We start from the raw sequence: 24,813 nt of genomic DNA, 5'->3' as shown, positions 1-24,813 counted from the left end.
TGCTGAATAAAATACCCCTAACTTGGCTAGAATTTAGCCAGGAGGGGTATTTTTATGTTTAATAGGAAAAGAAAAACACAAATTAAAAATAGATTAATAAGCTTAGTATCTTTACTGCTTTTAGTTTTAATATTACTTAGTATGCGAGTTTACTATATTCAAAAAAAATATAGTACAAGAGAAACTGGTAGTTTTAAGGGGAATCATAAACAATATGAACAAATTTCTGACTATAATTATTCTCTTCTAGATAGAAATGGAAAGAGTATTTTTCAATATGATATTAAATACAAGGTAGTTATAGATACTATGGCTTTTAAATTAAATAATTTAAATCAGAACTTAGAAAATATAATGGCTTTTAATTATATTATGAAATCAGAGGACAAGGACTTTTCTTTTGATGCTGTGGTTAAAAATGGAGGTAAGTTATATTATGATGTATCAAAAGAGAATTTTGATAAAATAAATAGCTTAAAAAATATAAAGGGAATTTACACTTATGTGGCTCAAGAAAAGAAAAAAGATGAAAGTTGGAAAATAGAGAATATGTTAACATCTACTAAAGGTTTTGCCTTAGTAGAAAATGAAAATAAAAGGGTTGAGACTAAGGAAATAGATAAAGAAGAAAAGTCTTTAGAAATGATAATAGAGAAAGAGTTAGAAAACAATAAAGACCCTAAAATTGTTTTTGAAAGAGACCATGATGGCTTATATGGAGAAGAGGAGTATGATATACCAGAGAGTAATCTAAATGTTAAATTAACATTAGATAGTGAAATGCAAAAAATAGTTAGAGATGTATTATCAAAAGAAGAATATAAAACATTTCAAAATGCTGGAGCTGTTCTTATTGATAGTGCTAGTGGAGAAGTATTAGCCTTAGCACAAAAAAATGAAGGATCACCTAATGTTGTTTTAGGTTCTGGAAGTATTAGTGGGTATGAAGCAGGATCAATATTTAAAATATTAACCTTAGAAGCGGCAATGGAGTTAAAAGGAATAAGTCTTTCAGATGAGTTAAGATGTGAGGGCTTAGTATGTAAGAAAGAAAAAATACATGGAACTATTAGTGTAAAAGAAGCCTTTGAGGTTTCATGTAATGATGTTTTCTCAAAACTTGGAGCTGAAATAGGAACAAAAGAACTTTTAGATTTTGCAAAGAAACAAGGAATTTTTTCTTCAGTATTAGGTTTGGATGAAAAGACTGGTATGGAAACTAGAGGGGCTGTACCAGAAAATGTTAGTATAACTAACCTTTCTATTGGTCAATCAATGCAAACAAGTTTAATCCAAATGGCAGGAATAATAGCTCCTGTTGTTAATGAAGGAGAGTATGTACAGCCATATATATTAAAAGGATTTGAAAATCAAAAGGGTAAAATGGTAAAAGAGTTTACTGAACTTAGAAAAAATGTAATTTCTAAAGAAACAGCTAATAATTTAAAAAGTGTAATGAATTCTACTGTTGGAGAGGGAACTGCCATTGTAACTCAAATTGAAGGAATAGAGGTAGGGGCTAAAACAGGAACAGCAGAGGCTTTAGGAGAGGAACTTCATGGGTGGTTTTTAGGATACTTTAAACATGAAGGAAAATACTATACTTTAGGAGTTATGGTGCCAAATATAAAGAATGTCTATGAAGATAGAAAGCCAGGTGGAGGTAATACTGCAGGTCCTATTTTTAGAGATATAGTTTTAGAACTTACAAAAAAATAAATAGATTTAGCAATATTTTAGCTATCAACTCATATTATAGTAATAAGCATTAATAGGGGGAACGGCATGTTCATGTTACAATACTTATTAGAATTAGTTGGTAGCAATATTTTTTTAACTGGCTATGTAACAGGGAATTCTACTTTTCCAAAGCCTTTGAATGAAAAGGATGAAAAGATGTACTTAGAAAGGTTGAAAAATGGAGATGTTGAGGCTAAACGTATATTGGTTGAGCGGAATTTAAGGCTAGTAGCACATATAGTTAAGAAGTATTCTTCAAGTTATCAAAATTCAAAGGAAATGGACGATCTTATATCTATAGGAACAATAGGGTTAATAAAGGCTATAGATTCCTTTGATACCAGCAAAGGCATACGGCTTGCAACATATGCAGCTAAGTGTATAGATAATGAAATACTTATGCTTTTTAGAAATAATAAAAAGACTAAGGGAGAGGTGTTTCTTCAAGATCCTATAGGAGTAGATAAAGAAGGAAATGAAATATGTCTTATAGATATCTTAAGTAGCGATGCAGACTCGGTTTTGGAAATAGTTGAAAACTCATTACAGGTTAAGGCTCTTTATAAAAAAATGTCTGATATTTTAAGTTCTAGAGAAAAAGAAATACTTCAGATGAGATATGGCTTATTAGATGGTGATATAAAAACTCAGAGAGAAATAGCAGGGATTCTTGGTATATCAAGGTCATATGTATCTAGAATAGAAAAAAAAGCATTAAAAAAATTAAATAAAGAATTCAAATATTAAATGATACTTAAGAAATTGTATAAAAAAAAATAAGTTTTATAAAATTATGGAATTGAAATATCATATGGTTTATAATATTTATTATACGATAAAAAAGGTGAATTCTTCTATGAATAATTTGTTCATTTCTTTGTGAAATGGACAAATTATTTATTGAGAGTTAAGTTTAGGAGGAGATTATGCAAAGTTTGACAGAACTTTTAGAATTGACAGTTAAAGAGGGAGCATCTGACTTGCATTTAACAGTAGGTATTTCTCCTATAATAAAGGTTAATGGAAAATTAGTAAGGCTAGAACATGAAATACTACGTCCTGGAGATACTGAAGCATATGCTAAGGAAATACTACAGGATGCCTATGAAAAGTATGATGCCATCGGAGAGTATGATACCTCATATTCAATACATGGTAAAGGTAGATTTAGAGTTAATATATATAAGCAGAGAAATAGTACAGCATTGGCTATAAGAGTCATATCTGTAGAGATGCCAACTTTAGAAAAGTTAGGATATCCTGATGTTTTAAAGGAGGTATGTAATCTTAAAAGAGGACTTGTACTTGTTACAGGACCAACAGGAAGTGGTAAGAGTACTACATTAGCAGCTCTAATAAATGAAATAAATACTAATAGAGAGGCTCATATTATAACTATAGAAGACCCAATAGAATTTCTGCATAAACATAATAAATCTATTGTAAATCAAAGAGAGATAGGTAAAGATACTTTGAGCTATGAAAGAGCATTGAAAGCAGCTTTAAGGGAAGATCCAGATGTTATTTTAATTGGAGAAATGAGAGATTTAGAAACTATTTCAATAGCAATAACAGCAGCTGAAACTGGACATTTAGTATTTTCAACTCTTCATACTATAGGAGCAGCTAAAACTATAGACAGAATAGTAGATGTTTTCCCGCCACACCAACAGGAACAAATAAAAATACAATTAGCATCTGTTTTACAAGTAATTATATCACAACAATTGGTAGAAACAGTTGATGGTGAGAGAACGGCAGCCTTAGAAATAATGACTGCTACACCAGCTATAAGGAATTTAATAAGAGAAGGAAAAACGCATCAAATAGAATCATCTATACAAACAGGAAGTAAATATGGTATGACAACAATGGACATGGAATTGGCTAAGCTTTTTAGAGAAGGTGTCATAACAAAAGAAACTGCGATGAATTCTGCAATAGATAGGGAAATTCTAAGTCGATTATTGATGTATTAAATATAGAGGAAATTTAAGAATTTAAGAGAATATATATATTAATCACAATTTTTAGATAGGGAGGTACACATAGAAAAAATGTCTAAAAACATAGTGGGACTGGATATTGGAAACAGAAATATCTGTGCAGCTATATCTGGTGAAAATGAAAGTGGAGAATTTGAAGTATTAGATTTTGTAGTAAAAGATGTGCATGGTGTATCTAAGGGTAAAATAATAGATGAAGAGTCTGTTATAGAGGCCGTAAAAGAATGTCTAAAAGAACTAGGGGAAAAAAGTGGACATAATATTCAAGGTGTTTACTTAACATTAAAAAATAATGAATGCAAAATAGTAGAAAATAAGGGGTATTCCTATACAGATAATGATGATTCATTAGTTTTTAAAGAAAACTTAGAAGAGGCTTATATAGAAGGAAGAACATTAAATCTTTCTGAAGAGGAATGTGTAGCCGATAGTGTAATAAATTCATTTTATACAGAAGAAGTTGGCTTTGTAGAGAACCCAATAGGAATGAAAACAGAAAGAATAGAAATAGATGAGGACTTAATTGTTGCACCTAAGTCAAAAATAAGTGTGCTAAACAAGATTGTTCTAGAGGCAGGTTATGAAGTTTTAGGGACAATTGGATTGGGATTTGGATTTAAAAATATATTTCTGAATAAAAAAACAGAAACTTCTAATATTGTAATTATTGATGTTGGTGCTGAAGAAACTCAGATATATAGTTATAAAGGAAATGTATTAAAGGATATAGACTGCGTGCCTTTAGGTGGAAGGAACATAAGTAAAGATTTAGCAATATGTTTATCAATATCAGAAGAAGAAGCAGAAAGATTAAAATTGCAATATTCTTCAAAATATTATAGTATTAGAAAGGATTACAATAATATTTCCTTTGAAGATTATATATTGGATACCTATTTAATTCATGATATTATAGATGCTAGATTAAGCGAAATACTAGAAATTGTCAATAATAAGTTAGTAGAAAAAGAGATTTTAAACACTACAGATATGATAATATTAACTGGTGATGGTATCAGTTATTATGAACACATTAAGGAAAGATTGGAATATATATCTGATAAAGATGTAAAAATATTCACTAAAAAACAATTTTTATTTGACAATTCTTCAATAATTAATGCAATTAGTATTGTTAAAGAGGTATATGATAGGTTAAAATTAATATGTGATGAAGAGTTGCTTTCAGGTAAGAAAGTAACCGTTGATAAGGAAAATAAAAGTGAAAATAAAAGTGTAAAGAAGAGAGGGCTTTCCAAAATAATGGCGTTCTTAGAAGAGCTTTTCTAAAGGAGGAATTGGTTTGTTAGATTTTGATGTAGATATACAATCATTTACTAATATTAAGGTAATTGGATGCGGAGGCGGAGGCGGAAACGCTGTTAATAGAATGATTCAAGAAGGTTTAAGAGACGTTGAATTTATTGCTATAAATACAGATAAACAAGCCTTAACATTGTCTCATGCCCAAAATAAAATTCAAATAGGTGATAAACTTACAAAAGGACTAGGCGCAGGTGCTAATCCTGAAATAGGTAAAAAAGCTGCTGAAGAGAGCAGAGATGAAATAACAGAAGCTATATCAGGAGCTGATATGGTATTCATAACTGCTGGTATGGGCGGTGGTACAGGTACAGGTGCTGCACCAGTAGTTGCTGAGATAGCTAAGTCAATGGGAATATTAACAGTTGGTATAGTTACTAAACCATTCCCATTTGAAGGTAGAAGAAGAATGACTCATGCTGAAATGGGTATAGCAAACTTAAAAGAAAAAGTTGATACATTAGTTACAATACCTAATGAAAGACTTTTATCAATGGTAGATAAGAAAACAACTTTATTAGAATCATTCAAGAAAGCTGATGATGTTTTAAGACAAGGTGTACAAGGTATATCAGACCTTATAACTAACCCTGGATTAATAAACTTAGACTTTGCAGACGTAAGAGCTGTTATGTTAGACAAGGGATTAGCTCACATGGGTGTTGGATATGGTAAAGGAGAAAGCAGAGCGCAAGATGCTGCTAGAGAAGCAATATCATCTCCATTATTAGAAACATCAATAGTTGGAGCTACTGGGGTTCTATTAAACGTAACAGGTGATTCTGAATTAGGATTATTAGAAATAAATGAGGCTGCTGAAATAGTTCAAGAAGCTGCCGATCCAGATGCTAACATAATATTTGGTACTGTTATTGATGAAAACTTAAAAGATGAAATAAGAATAACAGTTATAGCTACTGGCTTTGAAAAAGAGCGTCAAAGAGTAGGTATGGCATCTCAAGGAACAGTTGGTAGAGAACCACAAGTTCAAAAAGAAGTTGTAACTGAAAGAGTAGAAGAAAAAATAACTGAGCAAGAAGTTGCAGCTACTTCAGAACCAGAAAAGAGATATAATGATGATTTAGAAATACCTATGTTCTTAAGAAGAGGCAGAAGATAATATTTTTAATCATAAAAGCACTTATAGTATAGATTACTATAAGTGCTTTTACTTTTTATATTGGCTTTATTTTAGGTGGATGTTGATTTTTAGATAGACTTTCAGACCTAGCTTTATATTTAAATAGTTAATTTTTTATATTTAGCTTTTTTATAATAAGTGTTGATCTCTAATTATATCTTTTACTTACTAATTAAAACCAATATTAGTCTTAATAGAGTCATTTATTAATTTACTTTGTAAAATTTATAATGAAAGTTATGAAAAATTAAAAGATGATTTCTTTTGTTACAATATATTGGAAATGTAAAAAATAGGATATGGAAAATATTATTGAATATTATGATTTAAGATTTAATAAATTATGAATTTATATTGAATGAATACATTTTCAAAACAAATTTAGACAAATAAAAAAGAATTATAAAGTTAAAAAACTTATATAAAGTAAAATTATGAAGAAAAATGTAGAAAAAGGAAGATAGAAAATATGCATATAGAATATATAATGACAAAATTTTAGAACAAGAAGCTTTATAATTATAAATAGGGAGTGAGTTGATTTATGACTGTATATGTTGACATTGTCATATTAGAAAATTTTTTAATTAATTTTTTTCTACTTTATCTAACTTTACAGACCTTAAAAGAAAGAATAATTTACAAGAGAATACTACTAGCAGCTTTTTTAGGTGCAATATACACTTTACTGGTGTTCATTCCGGATTTAAACATACTGACATCATTGCCTTTTAAACTGCTTTTTTCTTTAGGTATGGTTTCCATAATTTTGGAAAAAAGAAATATTAAGACAATTAGGAAAATGTATATAACTTTTTTAGTAATAACTTTTGCTTTTTGTGGAGCTTGTTTTATGTTCGCTTTAGTTGAAAATCAATATAGTTTTTCAGAATCATTTACTATAAATAATTATTCAACAAAGGGAATGATATTCTCATTAATTATAAGTTATATACTTGTTAGTGGAGTTATGAATCATTTTAAAAATAGAGCCATGATTAATAACTTTATATATGATTTAGATCTTTGCATTGATTCGGAGGTTATAAGTCTTAAGGCCTTTTTAGATACAGGAAATGGACTTGTAGAACCTGCAACAGCACTGCCTGTAATAATAGCGGAAAGAGAGAAATTTGAAAGAATAAACATTAAGGAAAAAGATCAATTTAAGATACCGTATAAGGTTGTTGATGGGAATTCAGGATATATGAAAGGGATTAAAATTGACAATATAAAGCTTTGTAACGTTAATGGGGAAATAATGACAAGAGATGTAATCTTATGTTTTTGTGATAATAAACTGAGTAAAGAAGGAGAATATGAGGCTTTATTGTCTAGAGGAATTATATAGGGGTGATTAGGTTATGTTAAATATAAGACTTTTACTTAATAAGTTATTTACTAAATTAGATATTATGGTTGAACCAATTTACTATGTTGGAGGAAATGATGTTCTTCCAGCGCCACTTACTAAGGAAGAGGAAGAAGAGCTAGTTAACAAGTTAGGGGAAAATGACGAATCTATCAGAAGCATACTTATTGAAAGAAACTTAAGATTAGTTGTTTATATAGCTAGAAAATTTGAGAATACTGGAGTTGGTGTAGAAGATTTAATTTCGGTAGGAACTATTGGACTTATAAAAGCAGTAAATACTTTTAATCCTGAGAAAAAAATAAAGCTTGCCACTTATGCATCAAGATGTATAGAAAATGAAATTCTTATGTATTTAAGAAGAAATAGTAAGATTAAAGCAGAGATATCATTTTATGAACCTTTAAATATAGATTGGGACGGAAATGAGCTTTTATTATCAGACATACTTGGTACAGATGATGATATTGTTTACAATTTAATAGAGGATGAAGTAGATAAAGAATTATTATTTACTGCTATGAAAAATCTTTCAAATAGAGAAAAAGAAATTGTTGAATTAAGATTTGGACTATGTGGATATAAAGAAAAAACTCAAAAAGAAGTAGCTGATATGCTTGGTATATCACAATCTTATATCTCAAGATTAGAGAAAAAAATTATAAAAAGATTAAAGAAAGAAATTAACAAAATGATTTAAGAGTATAAAATTAACCTCTACAGGTAATAATTAAAATGCGGAAGGGAATTACTTCGAAGGGGTTGATTTCAATTATGATGATAAATAAAGTAGAGATATGTGGAGTCAATACAGCAAAATTACCAGTTTTGAAAGAAAAAGAAATGAAAGAATTATTGTTACAAATGCAAAGTGGAGACAATAGCGCTAGAGAGAAATTTATTAAGGGGAATCTGAGATTAGTGCTTAGTGTAATCCAAAGGTTTAATAACAGAGGTGAAAATGTAGATGATTTATTTCAAGTTGGTTGTATAGGACTTATGAAATCTATAGATAACTTTGATTTATCACAAAATGTTAAATTTTCAACTTATGCTGTACCCATGATAATAGGAGAAATAAGAAGATACTTAAGAGATAATAATACTATAAGAGTTAGTAGGTCTTTAAGAGATATAGCTTACAGAGCTTTATTGGTTAGAGATAGATTAGTAAATGAAAATAATAAGGAACCTACTGTATCTCAAATAGCAAAAGAACTTCAGATTCCTAGAGAAGATGTTGTTTTTGCTTTAGATGCAATACAGGATCCAGTTTCTTTATTTGAACCTATTTACCATGATGGTGGAGATGCGATATATGTTATGGATCAAATAAGTGATTCAAAGAACCAAGATGATAGTTGGCTTGAAAATATAGCAATAAAAGAGGCTATGAAGAAATTAAATGATAGAGAAAAATTGATTTTAAATTTGAGATTTTTCAATGGAAGAACTCAAATGGAAGTAGCAGATGAAATTGGTATATCACAAGCACAGGTTTCAAGGTTGGAAAAAATAGCATTAAAGCACATGAGGAAGTATGTATAGAGCTCTTTTGAGCTCTATTTTTTTATGACTAGAATTTTAAAATTTTATGTTATTTAGAATTTTTCTTTTCTTCTAATTAATAAATATAAAAATATAACATATAAATTAAATATAAGAATTGTATATTTTAGGAGGGATTAAATATGGAAGAAAATTTATTTTCTTTAAATAACTTAAGGTCTATGGAGGTCATAGATATAAATGAGGGGAAAAAATTAGGATTAATATGTGATGTTAAGATAGACTGTGATGATAATAGAATATTATCTATTATAATGCCAGGAGAAAAAACATCATTTTTTAGTAAGTCAGAGGACATAGAAATAGATTGGTCTGATGTATATAAGATAGGAGAAGATGTTATACTAATAGATTCAAAAGGGAAAAATATACTAGATGTTGAAAAATATATATAGAAATTAAGCAAAAAAGAAGGTATAATGATAGTACAACTTAGAGAAAGGCGTGTAATTTAAAATGAGATGTCCTTACTGTTCTTATGAAGAAAGTAAAGTTGTGGATTCTAGATCTGCAGAAGACTATAATGCAATTAGAAGAAGAAGAGAATGTTTAAAGTGTTCTAAGAGATACACAACTTATGAAAAAGTAGAAGATATACCAATACTTGTTATAAAAAAAGATTTAAGCAGAGAAAGTTTCAACAAAGAGAAGATAATAAGCGGACTGATTAAGGCATGCCAAAAAAGACCCGTATCTAGAGCTCAGGTTGAAGAAATAGCTGCTGATATTGAACGAAACATAAGTAATAAAATGATGGTAGAAATAAAGTCTGATTACATAGGTGAAATGGTAATGGAAAGACTTAAGGCTATAGATGAGGTTGCATATGTAAGGTTTGCCTCTGTATATAGACAATTTAAGGATATTAACACTTTTATGGAAGAAATAAAAAATTTAATGAAATAATTATGAGCTATCTTAAAGTCTTTTCTTTAAGATAGCTTTTTTATAATTATTAAAAGTTTAGTCTTTATTGTGAATTAGATTTAACCGGAATTTAATTTAATAAAGTATGAAAGTGTGTTAATATGATAAAATAAGTAAGTTTTCAAAAAGTACGTTGAATTTATGATTTTGAGGTGAGAGTATGAAGAGAGAAATTATAAAAGATAAAGAGTTTATTGCATTTAATGATGGAAATATAAAAGTAAGATTTTCAACAGCATATAATAATGTTAATTATAAAAAAGAAGATGAAGATGGAAAAAAGAATTTAGAAGATTTAAAAGAGATATTTTCTCTTGATAAGGTTGTTTATGTCAATCAAATACACAGTCATGATTTTATAGATGCAACAGGAGAAAATTTTAAAGGAAATAAAGACTGTGATGCCATAGTTACAAAGGATAAGAATACTTTAATTGGAGTATTTACTGCAGATTGTGTTCCAGTTATAGCTTATGATAAGGAGAAAGAAATTATTGCTGCCATCCATAGTGGGTGGAAAGGCACATATAACAAAATAGTTAGAAATACCTGTGAATATATGAAAGAAAAATATGGTTGTGAAAATATTAAAGTAATAATAGGACCTCATGTAAGAGAATGCTGTTATGAGGTTAGTGAAGAGTTAGCAGATAAGTTTAGAAATGTTTTTGGAAAAGAAGTATGTAATGGTAGAATGTTGAATCTTGAAAAGTGTGTGAAAGTTCAGCTTGAAGGAATTGTGAAAGAAGAAAATATTACTTCTGTTGGAGTATGCACCTACTGTGAAGAAGAAATAAAGATGCATAGTTATAGACAAAAGCAAGAGATGTCAGGAAGATTATTCTCAACAGTATTTATTTCTTAGATTCTATTTTATAAATTGAGGATGGATAGCCAATGAAGAAAAGAATCATTATTTTTACAACATTAATAATAACCTTTTTTTTAGCAATAATGACGTCTATATATTTAGTTATATCTAATCACAAATATTTAGAGGAATCAAAAAATGTTTTAAATGAGTATAACAAGGTTATAGCTTTATTGTTAGAAAATGATCAAGGAAATATAAAGAGTGAATTATCAAAACTAGAATCAAGCAGTGACATGAAAAATATAAGGATAACTTATATTAGCAAAGAGGGAAATGTTCTTTTTGATACTCATAAAAAATTAAGTAGTGAAAATGAGAGCTACCTTCAAAGACAGGAAATAATGGATGCTATTAAAGATGGCTCTGGAAGTAGTGTTAGATATAGTGATGATTTACATCAAAACATGATTTATAGTGCACTTAAACTTAAGGATGGCTCTATAATAAGAACCTCTATAGCAGTTAAAAATGCTCAAATATTAGATAGTACTAATACTAACTATTTAATATTAGGAGTAGTATTGGCTTTAGTAATTTCATTATTATTAACTGTTAAAATAACAAATATAATACTAAATCCTTTAAAGGAACTTGAACAATTAACAGCTACTATTGCTAGTGGTAATTTTCATAAGAGAGTTAAGATTAATTCTAAGGATGATGAAATTCAGAGCTTAGGAAAAAGTTTTAATCACATGGCAGAACAATTAGAGATAACAATTGAACAATTTAAGGATAAGCAAAATGGTTTAGAAGCAATATTAAAAAGTATGGATAGTGGTGTAATAGCTTTTGATAGAGATATGAATATTCTAATGATAAATCCGTATGCTAAAAAAATATTTGGCATAAGTGGAGAAATTGTTGGAAATAAGCTTTTGGACTATATAACAGATAAAGAAATAATAAAAGCTTTTTGTGGTGGAAAAGAGAAAGTAGAAATTGAGGTTAACTATAATAATGATCCTAAGATTTTAAAAATAAGAAAGGCAAGTATAATAAATGAGCCTGAAATCATAGGAACAGTTGTGGTTATTCAAGATATTACAGATATTAAAAAGCTTGAAAATATGAGAAGTCAATTTGTAGCTAACATATCGCATGAACTTAAAACTCCTCTTACATCAATAAAGGGATTTGCAGAAACCTTAAGATATGTTGATGATGATGAAACTAGAAATAAGTTTTTAAGTATAATAGATGAAGAGTCTGACAGATTAGCAAGACTTTTAGAGGATATACTATCTCTTTATGAAATTGAACAAAAGAGAAACAATGTTTCAGAGGAGTTTGATGTAGATAAAGAAATAGAAAAAGTATATTTCTTATTAAGTGATCAAGCTAAGAAAAAAGGTGTTGAAATATTCTTAGATACAAATAGTAACTGTATTCTTATAGGAGATAAGGATAAGTTTAAACAAATGCTATTAAACCTTGTAAGTAACTCTGTTAAGTATACTGAAAAGGGCGGCAGAGTAAAAGTTGAAAGTTATACTCATGATATGAATCTAGTCTTAGTTATTGAGGATAATGGTATTGGAATAAGTAAAGAGGATCTTCCAAGAATATTTGAAAGATTTTATAGAGTTGATAAGGCTAGAAGTAGAGAAAGTGGTGGAACTGGACTTGGTCTTGCCATAGTTAAGCACATAGTAAGACTTTTTGATGGGGATATAAGCGTAAGTAGTGAAGTAGAAGTAGGAACTAAAATTGTAATAACAATTCCTATAAATATATAAAGAGTTTTTAAGCTTTAGAATATTTAAATATAGTGTATTTAAGTATATGAGGATTTGAAAGAAATCTTAAGTTAAAAATATTACATGTGTTAATTAAATTTGGTAGATACTTTTAATTATGTATAGTAAAATATACTTAATAGGTATAGTTAAAAATAAGTAATCCTCTAAAAGCAATTTGAGGATTACTTTTTAACGTTAAAGTATTACTATTGTTTAAAGCAAGATTAAATAGTTAATAATTCAAGATATATTAAAAATAATTAGTTAAAAATTATACAAAATCGTAATATATAAGCATAAAGTTATTTAAGTTGACTACATTATTTAATTAAGGTAATATAACATAGATAGTACTAAAATAGGAGTGAAGCATATGAAGAGTAGAATTGCTGAAGTCTTACCAGGTGGAATTGGTGAGGAATTAGGCTTTGAAAAGGGAGATATACTATTAAGCATAAACGGTACTAAAGTTGAAGATATACTTGATTATAGATTTTTATTAGCAGACGAATATATTGAGGTAGAGATATTAAAACCCAATAAAGAGGTTTGGGAGTTTGAAATAGAAAAGGATTATGGTGAAGATTTAGGAGTAGAGTTTGAAGAAGCCATCCTAGATAAAGCGAAGAGTTGTACAAATAAATGTATATTTTGCTTCATAGATCAATTACCAAAGGGAATGAGAAAAACTTTATATTTTAAAGATGATGATTCAAGACTTTCATTCTTACAAGGTAACTTTGTTACTTTAACAAATATGAAGGATGAAGATATTGATAGAATCATAAAATATAGAATAAGTCCTATAAATGTATCAGTTCATACAACAAATCCAGACTTAAGAAAAAAAATTCTTAATAATAGATTTGCAGGGAATGTATATGAAAGATTACAAAAGCTAGCTGCTGCAGGTATAACAGTAAATGCTCAAATAGTTGTTATGCCAGGAATAAATAATGGAGAGGAACTAGTTAGAACCGTAGAGGATCTTTATAAGCTACGTCCTTCAGTTGAAAATGTTGCAGCTGTTCCAATTGGTGTTACAAAGTTTAGAGAAGGATTAGCTGACCTTGAAATATTTAATAAAGAAACAGCTAAGGAAGAAATAGATAGAATAAAAGTTCTTCAAGAAAAGTATATAAAAGAAATTGGAAGTCCATTTATAAGACTATCAGATGAGTTTTATGTTATGGCAGAGGAAGAAGTTCCAAATGAAGAGTTCTATGGTGGATATGAGCAATTAGAAGATGGAGTGGGAATGATAAGACTTCTAAGAGAAACTATGACTCAAGATATAAAAGAAAAGTTAACTAAAAAGGGAAAAGGAAAGTTTACTCTTATTACAGGAACATCAGCATTTAAAGAATTAGATAAGGTATGTAATGATATAAGAGAAGCAAATAATAACATAGATATTAAATGTCAAGCTATATTAAATGACTTCTTTGGGCATACAATAACAGTTGCAGGACTTTTAACAGGTCAAGATGTTATTGCTCAACTTAAAGATAGTATCGACAGTGAATACTTGATTATGGCAGACAACATGTTCAGAAAAGGTTATGAGCCAGGAGACATAACTCAAAGAATAATGTTAGATGATTTGACAGCAAAGGATATTGAAGAAAGATTGGGAGTTAAAGTTATAGTTTGTAACTATACAGGGGAAGACCTAATAGACTTAATAAACGAACACTGTGAGGAGGAATAAGAATGAGTAAACCAATAGTTGCTATGGTTGGAAGACCGAATGTAGGTAAATCGACGCTTTTCAACAAATTAGCAGGAAAAAGAATTTCAATAGTACAAGATACACCAGGTGTTACAAGAGATAGAGTGTATGCAGAATCAGAATGGTTAAACAGAAAATTCACAATGATAGATACAGGTGGAATAGAGCCAGAAAGTAGCGACGTAATTGTTAAACAGATGAGAAGACAAGCACAAATTGCTATAGAAATGGCTGATGTAATAGTATTCGTTGTTGATGGTAAGGAAGGGCTTACTGCTGCTGACCAAGAGGTTGCACAAATGCTTAGAAAAAGTAAAAAACCTGTTGTTTTAGTAGTTAACAAAATAGATAGATTAGCATTAGAAGAAAATAGTTATGAGTTCTATAACTTAGGAATTGGTGATCCTGTAACTATATCAGCATCTCAAGGATTAGGTCTTGGAGATATGCTAGATGAGGTTGTTAAATACTTCAACGATCCTTCAGAAGATGAGGAAGAGGATGAGTACATAAGAATAGCTATGATAGGAAAACCAAATGTAGGTAAATCATCACTTATAAATAGATTATTAGGTGAGGAAAGAGTTATCGTAAGTAATGTTCCAGGAACAACTAGAGACTCTATCGATAGTTATTTAGAAACAGAAGAAGGAAAATTCATCCTTGTTGATACTGCTGGATTAAGAAGAAAAAGCAAGGTTAAAGAAGAAATTGAAAGATATAGTGTAATCAGAACTTATGCTGCAGTAGAAAAGGCTGATGTAGCTATACTTGTAATAGATGCAGAACAAGGAATAACTGAGCAAGATGAGAAAATAATAGGATATGCTCATGAAATGAACAAAGCTATTATGGTTGTTGTTAACAAGTGGGATTTAATTGAGAAAGATGATAAAACTTTAAGTAATTACCAAAAGGATTTACAACAAAAGCTTAAATTTATGCCATATGCTAAGTACTTATTTATATCAGCATTAACAGGACAGAGAGTACATAAAATCTTATCAACAGCTAAGTACTGCTATGATAATTACTCAAAGAGAGTTTCAACTGGAATATTAAATGATGTTATAAGTAAGGCTGTTTTAATGAAGGAACCACCAGTAGTGGCATTAAAGAGATTAAAAATATACTATGCTACACAGGTTGCTACAAAACCACCTAAGTTTGTATTCTTCGTAAATGATCCGAATCTTTCACATTTCTCATATGCTAGATACTTAGAAAACCAACTAAGAGATAGTTTTGATTTTGAGGGAACTGGAATAGAAATAGAATATAGAGCTAGAAAGGAGTAATTTTATGAGTAAAGTGGCTTTTTTAGGAGCAGGAAGTTTTGGTACTTCCTTAGGAATATTATTGGGGAACAAAGGTGTTACGGTATCTCTGTGGGATAGAGATGAAAATGTAATAAATGACATTAACGTAAACAGAAAAAATGATAGATATATAAAAGATCTAGTTATTCCTACAAATGTCACTGCTTATAAAGACTTAGATGAAGCTTTAAATGGGGCTGAATACGTAGTTCTTGCAGTGCCTTCTCATGTTATAAGAACAGTTTGTAAAAGCTTAAAAGGCAAAATTAGTGACGATGTAATCATAATTAATATTGCTAAAGGAATTGAAGAGGGTACTAACCTAAGATTATCTGAGGTTATAAATCAAGAATTACCAAACAATAGAGTCGTAGTTTTATCTGGGCCTAGTCATGCAGAAGAGGTTTCAAAAGGAATTCCTACAACTTTAGTTGCAAGTTCAGAATGTATGGAGTGTGCAGAAAAAGTTCAAGATTTATTTATGGATAAAAACTTCAGAATATATACTAATGATGATATTATTGGTGTTGAAATTGGAGGAGCCGTTAAAAATATCATAGCTTTAGCTGCTGGCGTTTGTGACGGTATAGGATATGGAGATAATTCAAAGGCTGCTTTAATGACTAGAGGAATGGCTGAAATAGCTAGAATAGGAATTAAGATGGGTGGAAAAGCTGAGACTTTCTTTGGATTAACTGGTATGGGAGACTTAATAGTTACTTGTACAAGTATGCATTCAAGAAATAGAAGAGCTGGAATACTTATAGGTCAAGGGAAAACTGCAGAAGAAGCTATAGAAGAAGTAGGAATGGTTGTTGAAGGTATAAAAGCCTGCAAAGCCTTCTATGAATTAAAAGAAAAAGAGGGTATAACAATGCCTATAACTGATATAGCATATAAAGTTCTTTTTGAAGGTGCAAAGGCAGAAAATGCTGTTACTTTCTTAATGGAAAGAGACAAGAAAAAAGAAGAGATATAAGTTGTTTTTAATAAAAGAGATGTGTCAAAATTGATAATTTTGTGCATCTCTTTTTGTTTTTATATTTATAAAAGTGAAAATATTGAAATAAATTGTCCACAATTAAATGAAAATATATTTCCTCTAAAAGTATACTTTTTTGAGATTCCTAATATATATATAGTGTTAATAATATTTATAGGAGGGTGTATCTTGGAAGATTTCAATATATACAAGGATATAGCAGAAAGAACTCAGGGAGATATTTATGTTGGAGTTGTTGGACCAGTAAGAACAGGAAAATCTACATTTATAAAAAGATTTATGGACTTAATGGTAATACCTAAGATTGATAATACTTATAAAAAGGAAAGGGCGAAGGATGAGTTGCCACAAAGTGGTTCAGGTAAAACTATTCACACAACAGAGCCAAAATTTGTTCCTAATGAGGCAGTTGAAATTGCATTAGACGATGGTATTAGGTTTAGTGTTAGAATGGTAGATTGTGTTGGATATATTGTCAAGGGAGCAAATGGTTATTTTGATGATGGCGAGCCTAAAAAGGTTCATACTCCTTGGTTTGACTACGAAATTCCATTTGAAGATGCAGCTGAAATAGGAACTAGAAAGGTAATAACAGACCATTCGACAATAGGTTTAGTAATTACTACAGATGGAAGTATAACTGGTATAGATAGAGAGGATTACTTAGAGGCTGAAGAAAGAGTAGTGGCTGAATTAAAATCAATAGATAAGCCATTTATAATTGTACTTAATTCATTACACCCAAGAGGAGAAGAGACATTAGATTTAAAACAAGAGTTAGAAATCAGATATGGAGTTCCAGTTCAGATAATGGATGTAGCCAATATGAATGAAAATGACATAAACGATTTATTTACCAAAGTACTTAAAGAGTTTCCTGTTAGGGAAATTAATATAGACATGCCACAATGGATTGAAAAATTAGAACCATCTCATTGGTTAAAATCTAATTTTATAAACATAGTTAGAGACATGTGTAAAAACATATCAAAAATTAGAGACGTTAAGGATCTACTTAGTACTTATGGAGAGGAAGATTTCTTAGGAGTAGCTGATATAGATGAGATGAATTTAGGAGATGGAACTGTAAGAGTTAAGATGAATCCTAAAAATGGCATATTCTACAGAATAATAAGTGAAATGTGTGATGAAGAGTTAAATGATGAAAGTGATTTAATTTCTTTAATTAAAGAACTTCATAGAGCAAAATCTGAATATGATAAGGTAGCTGAGGCTATAAATAGTGTTAAGGAAACAGGTTATGGATTAGTTGCTCCTCAATTATCAGAAATGAAATTTGAAAAGCCTGATATTGATAAGCAAGGTTCAAAATATGTTGTTAAACTTAAGGCTAGTGCTCCTAGCTTACACTTAATAAAAGCAGATATTCAAACTGAGATTTGTCCAATAATGGGAACTGAAAAAGAAACTCAAGAAGTATTCAAAACATTACTTGAGCAATTTGAAAGTGATCCGGAAAAATTATGGCAAAGCAATATGTTTGGTAAATCACTAGAGACATTAGTTCAAGAAGGTTTAAGAAGCAAGCTTTATAAAATGCCAGATGACATTCAAAGTAAAATTCAAAAGACTCTTCAAAGAATTATTAATGAGGGTGAAGGTAACTTAATCTGTATTATATTCTAAAGTAATCAGTATATTTAAAGACTATATCAAAGTAAACTTTGATATAGTCTTTTTATGATTTTATAATATAATTTAGTTTTATAAAATTTCTAAAAAGATTATAATTATTAATAATGGTTAGGTATTTTGGTAATTTATTTTAACTAATTGACGTTTCATATAAAGAGAATTTCATAATCATTGAAGAAAAATATTAATTTAAGTATAATAAGCAATAGGACGAATGATGTTTAATCAAATAAAAAAGAAATTCGGAGGTACTCATGAAGAAAATAGCTGTAATTTTTAACGGTGGAACAATATCAATGAAAGTTGATGATAGAATAAAGGCGGCAGTTCCAAGCCTAACAGGAGAGGAAATAATGGCTATGGTAACAGGAATAGAAAGCTTTGCAACAATAGAGTCACATAGTTTTTCTTCATTACCAAGTCCACATGTTACTCCAGAAATAATGCTTGAGTTATCAAAATTTATAAATGCTTTAATAGATAGAGATGATATAGATGGAGTTGTAGTAACTCATGGAACAGATACTTTAGAAGAAACTTCTTATTTTGTGAATTTAACAACTAAAACAAGTAAGCCAATAGTATTTACAGGAGCTATGAGAAGTGGATCGGAATTAGGATATGATGGACCTGCTAACTTAGCAGCAGCAATATGTACGGCTGCATCAGATGAGGCAAGAAATAGAGGGGTTTTAGTTTGCTTTAATGGAGAATTAAATAGTGCTTCAGAAGTAACTAAGGCTAACTCAATGGCTTTAAATGCCTTTAGAACACCTAACTTTGGACCTATAGGAATAGTGGATAATAATAGGGTTATATTCGATAGAAAGGTTCCACAAGAGGACTTTATACCATTAGAGGTTATTGATAAGAAGGTAGCAATAATTAAATGTGCTGCTGGAATGGATGGGGATTTCATATATCATTGTATAGAAAGAGAATATGATGGAATAGTTATAGAAGCTTTAGGAAGAGGAAATGTTCCTCCAACTATGGTAGAGGCAATAAAGGCTGCTTTAGATAAGGGCATAGTTGTTGTGCTTACTTCAAGATGTTTTGAAGGAAGAGTAAGTGATAGCTATGGATATCTTGGAGGTGGAAAAAATCTTAAGGAACTTGGTGTTATATTCGGAGAGAGTATGCCAAGTCAAAAGGCTAGAATAAAGCTTTTAACTCTTCTTGGATTTAATAAGGACTATAGATATATTAAGCATAGTTTTGAGAAAGAAAGATATTAAACACATATAATTTATTAAAAAGTTATGAAAAATATTCGATAATAGTTGAATATTAATCTAGAATAGTGTACAATAACATTCGTAGACAGATAAAACGTTCATAAATGATAAAAATGTTCGTGTTTTGAGTTGAGAGAAATATTATTAGTAAACTTTTCTAAGGTTATTATTCATGGAGAATAAAGCTATTTTAAGTTTACTAAGCTTAAAATAGCTTTTTATATTTATGAACTTAAGATGAATTTGGAGGTTTTTTATGGAAAATAAAATTCATGTTTTACACGAAGAAGAAAATTTACGTGTCTTACCTGAACACAAAAGTGAGTATAAGAGAGAAATTTTAGCCGGAACAACAAGTTTCTTAGCAATGGCTTATATAATCGCTGTTAACCCATCAATATTAAGTGCGGCAGGGATGCCAGCAGGGGCAGTAGTAACAGCAACATGTATATCTGCTGTCATAGGATGTTTAATAATGGGACTTTATGCAAAGTTACCATTTGGACTAGCTCCTGGGATGGGATTGAATGCATTCTTTACTTTTTCAGTAGTTATAGGAATGGGAATATCTTGGGAAGTAGCTCTTACAGCTGTTTTTGTAGAAGGAATAATATTCATACTTTTATCATTATTTAAAGTAAGAGAAGCCGTTGTTGATGCCATACCAATAAATTTAAAGTATGCAGTTACAGCAGGTATTGGTTTATTCATAGCCTTCATAGGATTTAATGGAGCAGGAATAGTAGTTGGAAATCCAGACACAATGGTTGCTATGGGACAAGTAGGTCCTAAGATGTTAATAGCTATGATTGGTCTTTGTATAATAGTAATTTTAGAAAAGAAAAAAGTTAAAGGATCAATGTTAGTTGGTATAGTAGTTTCAACTCTTTTAGCTTGGGGATATGCCTTAATTAATACTGAAGCTGCAGCTAATATTGGAATATACTTACCAAATGGAATATTTAAGTTTGAATCAATTGCACCTATAGCTGGAAAAGTTGATTTCTCATACTTAACTTCACCACAACATATATTTAACTTTATAACTATAGTTTTCACATTCTTATTTGTTGATTTCTTCGACACAGTAGGAACTTTAATTGGGGTTGCTTCAAGAGCTAATATGTTAGATAAAAAAGGAAGAGTACCTAACGCAGGTAGAGCTTTAATGACAGATGCCATAGCAACTACTGCAGGGGCTTTACTTGGAACATCAACTGTAACAGTTTATGTTGAAAGTGCCACTGGAGTTGAGCAAGGTGGTAGAACAGGATTAACAGCTATAACAATAGGAGCGTTATTCTTTATAGCAATGTTCTTCTCACCAATATTCGTAGCAGTGCCATCATGTGCTACTGCACCAGCTTTAATATATGTTGGATATTTAATGTTAACTAGTGTGTTAAAAATAGATTTTAGTGATATTACAGAGGCTGTACCAGCTTTCTTAATAATAGCTTTAATGCCTTTAACTTATAGTATAGGTGATGGATTAACAATCGGAGTTTTAGCATATGTAATATTAAACTTAGTACACAATATATTTACTAAGAAGAAAGAAGATAAAAAAGAGTTATCAATGGTAATGAAGGTATTAGCGGTTATATTTGTAATAAAACTTTGCTTACCTATAATAACTCAAATGGTCGGCTAATAAGACTATATAAAATATATTAATAAAATCTCATGTTTCTTTAATTTAAGCACTTAAAAGACTTTGCTGAAAATCGATGATTATTTTGTAATAAATAATTTGAGGTTTTTGAGCAAAGTCTTTTTTATTAGTAATATATATAGCAATTCCATCTAGAGAATATTTAGAAGAGTAGATTGAAAATTTTTTGTGAAAACAAATGTTAACAATTTGTAAATAATATCTTGTTATTATAGGGATTTTATATTAAAGTATATTTATATTATTTTCAAGGAGGCTCTCTTTATGGTTAAAAGTATGACTGGTTTTGGGAGAGCAACTAGTGAAGAGGGAAAAGATAGAATATTTTCTCTAGAAATGAAAAGTGTAAACCATAGATATTTAGACATGAACATAAGAATGCCAAGAAGTATGGTTTCTTTAGAAGAAAAAATAAGAAATATTGTTTCTTCTAAGCTTAATAGAGGAAAAGTTGATATCTTTATAAATTATAAAGATTATGCTAAAAATCAAGGTGGCGCTGTTTTAAATGAAGAATTAGCTAAAAGTTATGTTGGTTCTTTAGAACAGTTAAAATCTTTATTTCCTAACATGGAAGATGATTTAAGCTTATCACTAGTGGCTAGATACCCAGATGTAATAACTATAGAAGAAAAATCAGAAGATTTAGATGCTATATGGGAAGAAATAAACTCACTATTAGGCGATGCTATAGAAAATATGGTTTCTATGAGAAAAGTTGAAGGTGAGAAATTAGCTAGTGACATATTAGTTAAATGCAACTCTATAGAAGAAATAGTAGCTTTTATAGAAAATAAGGCAGATGTTGTTGTTAGTGCTTATAAGCAAAAGTTAGAGGATAGACTTAAAACTTTATTAGGAGAAGTTCCAGTAGATGAAAACAGAGTAGCTATGGAAGTAGCTGTTTTTGCTGATAAAGCTTCAATTGACGAAGAAATAATAAGACTTAGAAGTCATATTAATCAATTAAGAAAAACTTTAACTTTAGATGAGCCAATAGGTAGAAAGTTAGACTTCATAGTACAAGAAATGAACAGAGAAGCTAATACTATAGCATCAAAGTCAACAAATTTAGAAATAACCAATAAGGTTATAGATATAAAAAATATTATTGAAAAAATTAGAGAACAAGTTCAAAACATAGAATAATTGGAGGTAGCAAATGAGTATAAAGTTAATTAACATTGGTTTTGGAAACATAGTTTCAGCTAATAGATTAGTAGCAATAGTAAGTCCTGAATCAGCACCTATAAAAAGAATCATACAAGAAGCTAGAGATAGAGGTATGCTTATAGATGCAACTTATGGTAGAAGAACAAGAGCCGTAATAATTACAGATTCAGATCATGTAATTCTTTCAGCTGTTCAACCTGAGACAGTGGCTCACAGATTATCAACTAAGGAAGAAGTAGTTGTTGAAGATGATGAATAAAATACATAAGGACAATAGAGGCGTTTTAATAGTTATTTCTGGTCCTTCAGGTGCGGGTAAAGGAACTATTTGTAAAGCTTTATTAGAAAAACATGATGACATATTCATATCAGTTTCTGCTACGACTAGAAGTCCTAGAGTAGGAGAAGTTGATGGAGTAAATTATCACTTCTTAACAAAAGAAGAGTTTAAACAAAGAATAGCAGAAGATGATTTCTTAGAGCATGCTGAAGTTTATGGAAATTACTATGGAACTCCTAAATCAAGCGTTGAAAAAATGCTTGATGAAGGAAAAGACGTAATATTAGAAATAGATATACAAGGTGCTTTAGAGGTTAAGGAAAAGGCTACTGATGGAGTATTTATATTTATATTACCTCCTTCAATGGAAGAACTTAAACAAAGAATCATAAAAAGAGGTAGTGAAACTCCTGAAAGCTTAATGACTAGATTTAAGTCAGCTTATAAAGAAATTAATTATGTATCAAAATACAATTATGCTGTAGTTAATGATAATGTAGAAGATGCAGTGAAAAAAATAGAGGCTATATTATTAGCAGAGAAATGTAGAGTAGACAGATTAAAAGAAAATATATTAGAGTCAAAGGAGGACGAAATGCATGAACAACTCTATGATTAATCCATCAATCGTTGAATTATTAAAAAAGGTAGAAGATAGATATTCTTTAGTAATATTAAGCTCAAAGAGAGCTAGACAAATAATTGACGGAGCAGAGACTTTTGTTGATGTTGAGTCAAATAAACCATTAACAATAGCTATAAACGAAATCGACCAAGGATTTGTAAATTACAAAGACGCTGAGGAGAAATAAGAGACATGAAGGATAAGAAATGTGTTGTTGTAGGAGTAAGTGGAGGAGTAGCTGTTTATAAAGCTTTAGATGTTATAAGCAGACTAAGAAAAAAAGATGTAGAAGTACATGTAATAATGACTAAATCCGCTACTGAGTTTGTAACACCATTATCTTTTCAATCATTAAGTCAAAACATGGTTATAACAGACATGTTTGCTGAACCAAAGGCTTGGGAAATACAACATATATCATTAGCTAAGAAGGCTGATTTAATGCTTATTGTACCAGCTACGGCAAACATTATAGGAAAAGTTGCAAATGGCATTGCTGACGATATGTTATCAACAACTATAATGGCAACAAAGGCGCCAGTTGTTTTTTGCCCTGCAATGAATACAAACATGTATGAGAATCCTATAGTTCAAAGAAACATAAGTCTTCTTAAGGAGCTTGGCTATGAATTCGTAGAACCAGCTAGTGGAAGATTAGCATGTGGTGATGAGGGAAAAGGTAAACTTCAAGATACCGAAGTTATTGCAGAAGAAACATTGAGAAGGTTACATTCTACTAGTGATTTAGTAGGTAAGAAAGTTGTTGTTACTGCAGGACCTACTGTAGTGCCAATAGATCCTGTAAGAATTTTAACAAATAGATCTTCAGGAAAAATGGGATACTCAATAGCAGAAGAAGCCAGAGATAGAGGAGCAGAAGTTGTTCTTATATCAGGCCCTACTTCTTTAATAAAACCTCATGGGGTTAAGGTTATTGATGTTAAGACTAATGAAGAAATGTTTGATGCTATAAAAAAAGAGTTTGAAGACGCTGATATAGTTATTAAATCTGCAGCTGTAGCAGATTATAAAGCTAAGAACTATAGTAGTGAAAAGATTAAAAAAACAGGGGATGATTTAAATTTAGTCTTTGAGAGAGATAGAGATATTCTACACACTCTTGGGGAAATGAAGAAAAATCAAATCCTAGTTGGCTTTGCAGCAGAAAGTAGCAATGTATCAGAAAATGCTAAAGGTAAGTTAGAGAGAAAAGCTCTAGATTATATTGTTGCAAATGATATAAGTAAACCAGAAACAGGTTTTGCTAGTGATGAAAACAAGGTTACTATAATAAGTAAATCTGGTGAAGAGATATCTTTAGAAAAGATGTCTAAAAGAGAGGTTGCAAAGAACATATTTGATATTATAAAAGGGCGCTAATTGCGCCTTTTTATTCTATATGAACAAGGGTGATTATT

General features: G+C 29.9%; 23 protein-coding genes. All 23 read left to right on the top strand.

Annotated features, from left to right (window positions below; genetic code table 11):
* Window positions 1-54 precede the first annotated feature (54 nt).
* The 23 genes from OIF33_RS03155 to coaBC all read left to right on the top strand — a co-directional run bounded on the left by OIF33_RS03155 (window position 55) and on the right by coaBC (window position 24,775).
* A complete protein-coding gene (locus OIF33_RS03155) occupies window positions 55-1,719 on the top strand; it encodes a penicillin-binding transpeptidase domain-containing protein (RefSeq protein ID WP_322502772.1) in 1,665 nt (554 codons plus the stop codon).
* A gap of 66 nt (window positions 1,720-1,785) precedes the next feature.
* A complete protein-coding gene (gene sigK / locus OIF33_RS03150; protein WP_322502771.1) occupies window positions 1,786-2,487 on the top strand; it encodes an RNA polymerase sporulation sigma factor SigK in 702 nt (233 codons plus the stop codon).
* Window positions 2,488-2,666: 179 nt separating this feature from the next.
* On the top strand, window positions 2,667-3,719 hold the full coding sequence (locus OIF33_RS03145; RefSeq protein ID WP_322502770.1) for a type IV pilus twitching motility protein PilT: 1,053 nt from the start codon (window positions 2,667-2,669) through the stop codon (window positions 3,717-3,719).
* A gap of 78 nt (window positions 3,720-3,797) precedes the next feature.
* The gene (locus OIF33_RS03140) at window positions 3,798-5,036 is read left to right on the top strand and encodes a cell division FtsA domain-containing protein (RefSeq protein ID WP_322502769.1); all 1,239 of its coding nucleotides are present in this window, start codon (window positions 3,798-3,800) and stop codon (window positions 5,034-5,036) included.
* A gap of 13 nt (window positions 5,037-5,049) precedes the next feature.
* Window positions 5,050-6,189 carry a cell division protein FtsZ gene (gene ftsZ / locus OIF33_RS03135; RefSeq protein WP_322502768.1) on the top strand — a complete coding sequence of 380 codons (1,140 nt, stop codon included), beginning with the start codon at window positions 5,050-5,052 and terminating at the stop codon, window positions 6,187-6,189.
* Window positions 6,190-6,754: 565 nt separating this feature from the next.
* Window positions 6,755-7,561 carry a sigma-E processing peptidase SpoIIGA gene (gene spoIIGA, locus OIF33_RS03130; RefSeq protein ID WP_322502767.1) on the top strand — a complete coding sequence of 269 codons (807 nt, stop codon included), beginning with the start codon at window positions 6,755-6,757 and terminating at the stop codon, window positions 7,559-7,561.
* A 13-nt stretch (window positions 7,562-7,574) separates the two neighbouring features.
* Window positions 7,575-8,282, top strand: coding sequence for an RNA polymerase sporulation sigma factor SigE (gene sigE / locus OIF33_RS03125; RefSeq protein ID WP_322502766.1), 708 nt, complete (start codon window positions 7,575-7,577; stop codon window positions 8,280-8,282).
* A 74-nt stretch (window positions 8,283-8,356) separates the two neighbouring features.
* Window positions 8,357-9,130 (top strand): RNA polymerase sporulation sigma factor SigG, encoded by a 774-nt coding sequence (sigG, locus tag OIF33_RS03120; RefSeq protein WP_322502765.1) that lies wholly within the window; start codon window positions 8,357-8,359, stop codon window positions 9,128-9,130.
* A gap of 143 nt (window positions 9,131-9,273) precedes the next feature.
* Window positions 9,274-9,546: a YlmC/YmxH family sporulation protein gene (locus tag OIF33_RS03115; RefSeq protein ID WP_322502764.1), complete on the top strand. Its 273-nt coding sequence runs from the start codon at window positions 9,274-9,276 to the stop codon at window positions 9,544-9,546.
* A gap of 61 nt (window positions 9,547-9,607) precedes the next feature.
* Window positions 9,608-10,057, top strand: a complete 450-nt coding sequence (gene nrdR, locus OIF33_RS03110) for a transcriptional regulator NrdR (RefSeq protein WP_322502763.1) — start codon at window positions 9,608-9,610, stop codon at window positions 10,055-10,057.
* Between the two features lie 181 nt (window positions 10,058-10,238).
* Entirely contained in the window at window positions 10,239-10,943 is a 705-nt protein-coding gene (gene pgeF / locus OIF33_RS03105; RefSeq protein ID WP_322502762.1) for a peptidoglycan editing factor PgeF, read from the top strand.
* A gap of 32 nt (window positions 10,944-10,975) precedes the next feature.
* Window positions 10,976-12,691: an ATP-binding protein gene (locus OIF33_RS03100; protein ID WP_322502761.1), complete on the top strand. Its 1,716-nt coding sequence runs from the start codon at window positions 10,976-10,978 to the stop codon at window positions 12,689-12,691.
* A gap of 376 nt (window positions 12,692-13,067) precedes the next feature.
* Complete coding sequence (locus OIF33_RS03095; protein ID WP_322502760.1) at window positions 13,068-14,405, top strand: DUF512 domain-containing protein; 1,338 nt, start codon at window positions 13,068-13,070, stop codon at window positions 14,403-14,405.
* 2 nt (window positions 14,406-14,407) lie between these two features.
* On the top strand, window positions 14,408-15,724 hold the full coding sequence (gene der, locus OIF33_RS03090) for a ribosome biogenesis GTPase Der (protein WP_322502759.1): 1,317 nt from the start codon (window positions 14,408-14,410) through the stop codon (window positions 15,722-15,724).
* A 4-nt stretch (window positions 15,725-15,728) separates the two neighbouring features.
* Window positions 15,729-16,724, top strand: coding sequence for an NAD(P)H-dependent glycerol-3-phosphate dehydrogenase (locus tag OIF33_RS03085; RefSeq protein ID WP_322502758.1), 996 nt, complete (start codon window positions 15,729-15,731; stop codon window positions 16,722-16,724).
* Between the two features lie 192 nt (window positions 16,725-16,916).
* Window positions 16,917-18,395 (top strand): stage IV sporulation protein A, encoded by a 1,479-nt coding sequence (gene spoIVA / locus OIF33_RS03080; protein ID WP_322502757.1) that lies wholly within the window; start codon window positions 16,917-16,919, stop codon window positions 18,393-18,395.
* 263 nt (window positions 18,396-18,658) lie between these two features.
* Window positions 18,659-19,642: an asparaginase gene (locus OIF33_RS03075; protein ID WP_322502756.1), complete on the top strand. Its 984-nt coding sequence runs from the start codon at window positions 18,659-18,661 to the stop codon at window positions 19,640-19,642.
* 256 nt (window positions 19,643-19,898) lie between these two features.
* On the top strand, window positions 19,899-21,296 hold the full coding sequence (locus OIF33_RS03070) for an NCS2 family permease (RefSeq protein ID WP_322502755.1): 1,398 nt from the start codon (window positions 19,899-19,901) through the stop codon (window positions 21,294-21,296).
* Window positions 21,297-21,581: 285 nt separating this feature from the next.
* On the top strand, window positions 21,582-22,466 hold the full coding sequence (locus OIF33_RS03065; RefSeq protein WP_322502754.1) for a YicC/YloC family endoribonuclease: 885 nt from the start codon (window positions 21,582-21,584) through the stop codon (window positions 22,464-22,466).
* A gap of 13 nt (window positions 22,467-22,479) precedes the next feature.
* Entirely contained in the window at window positions 22,480-22,749 is a 270-nt protein-coding gene (remA, locus tag OIF33_RS03060; protein ID WP_003458433.1) for an extracellular matrix/biofilm regulator RemA, read from the top strand.
* Window positions 22,739-23,389: a guanylate kinase gene (gmk, locus tag OIF33_RS03055; RefSeq protein WP_322502753.1), complete on the top strand. Its 651-nt coding sequence runs from the start codon at window positions 22,739-22,741 to the stop codon at window positions 23,387-23,389. Before remA ends, gmk begins: the two co-directional genes overlap by 11 nt.
* A complete protein-coding gene (rpoZ, locus tag OIF33_RS03050) occupies window positions 23,370-23,582 on the top strand; it encodes a DNA-directed RNA polymerase subunit omega (protein ID WP_322502752.1) in 213 nt (70 codons plus the stop codon). The genes gmk and rpoZ overlap by 20 nt, the downstream gene beginning before the upstream one ends.
* A gap of 5 nt (window positions 23,583-23,587) precedes the next feature.
* Window positions 23,588-24,775, top strand: a complete 1,188-nt coding sequence (coaBC, locus tag OIF33_RS03045; RefSeq protein ID WP_322502751.1) for a bifunctional phosphopantothenoylcysteine decarboxylase/phosphopantothenate--cysteine ligase CoaBC — start codon at window positions 23,588-23,590, stop codon at window positions 24,773-24,775.
* Window positions 24,776-24,813 lie beyond the last annotated feature (38 nt).

Source organism: Clostridium sp. LIBA-8841 (genome assembly GCF_034439435.1).
Classification (GTDB): domain Bacteria; phylum Bacillota; class Clostridia; order Clostridiales; family Clostridiaceae; genus Sarcina.
This window is presented reverse-complemented; position numbering and strand designations above follow the sequence as displayed.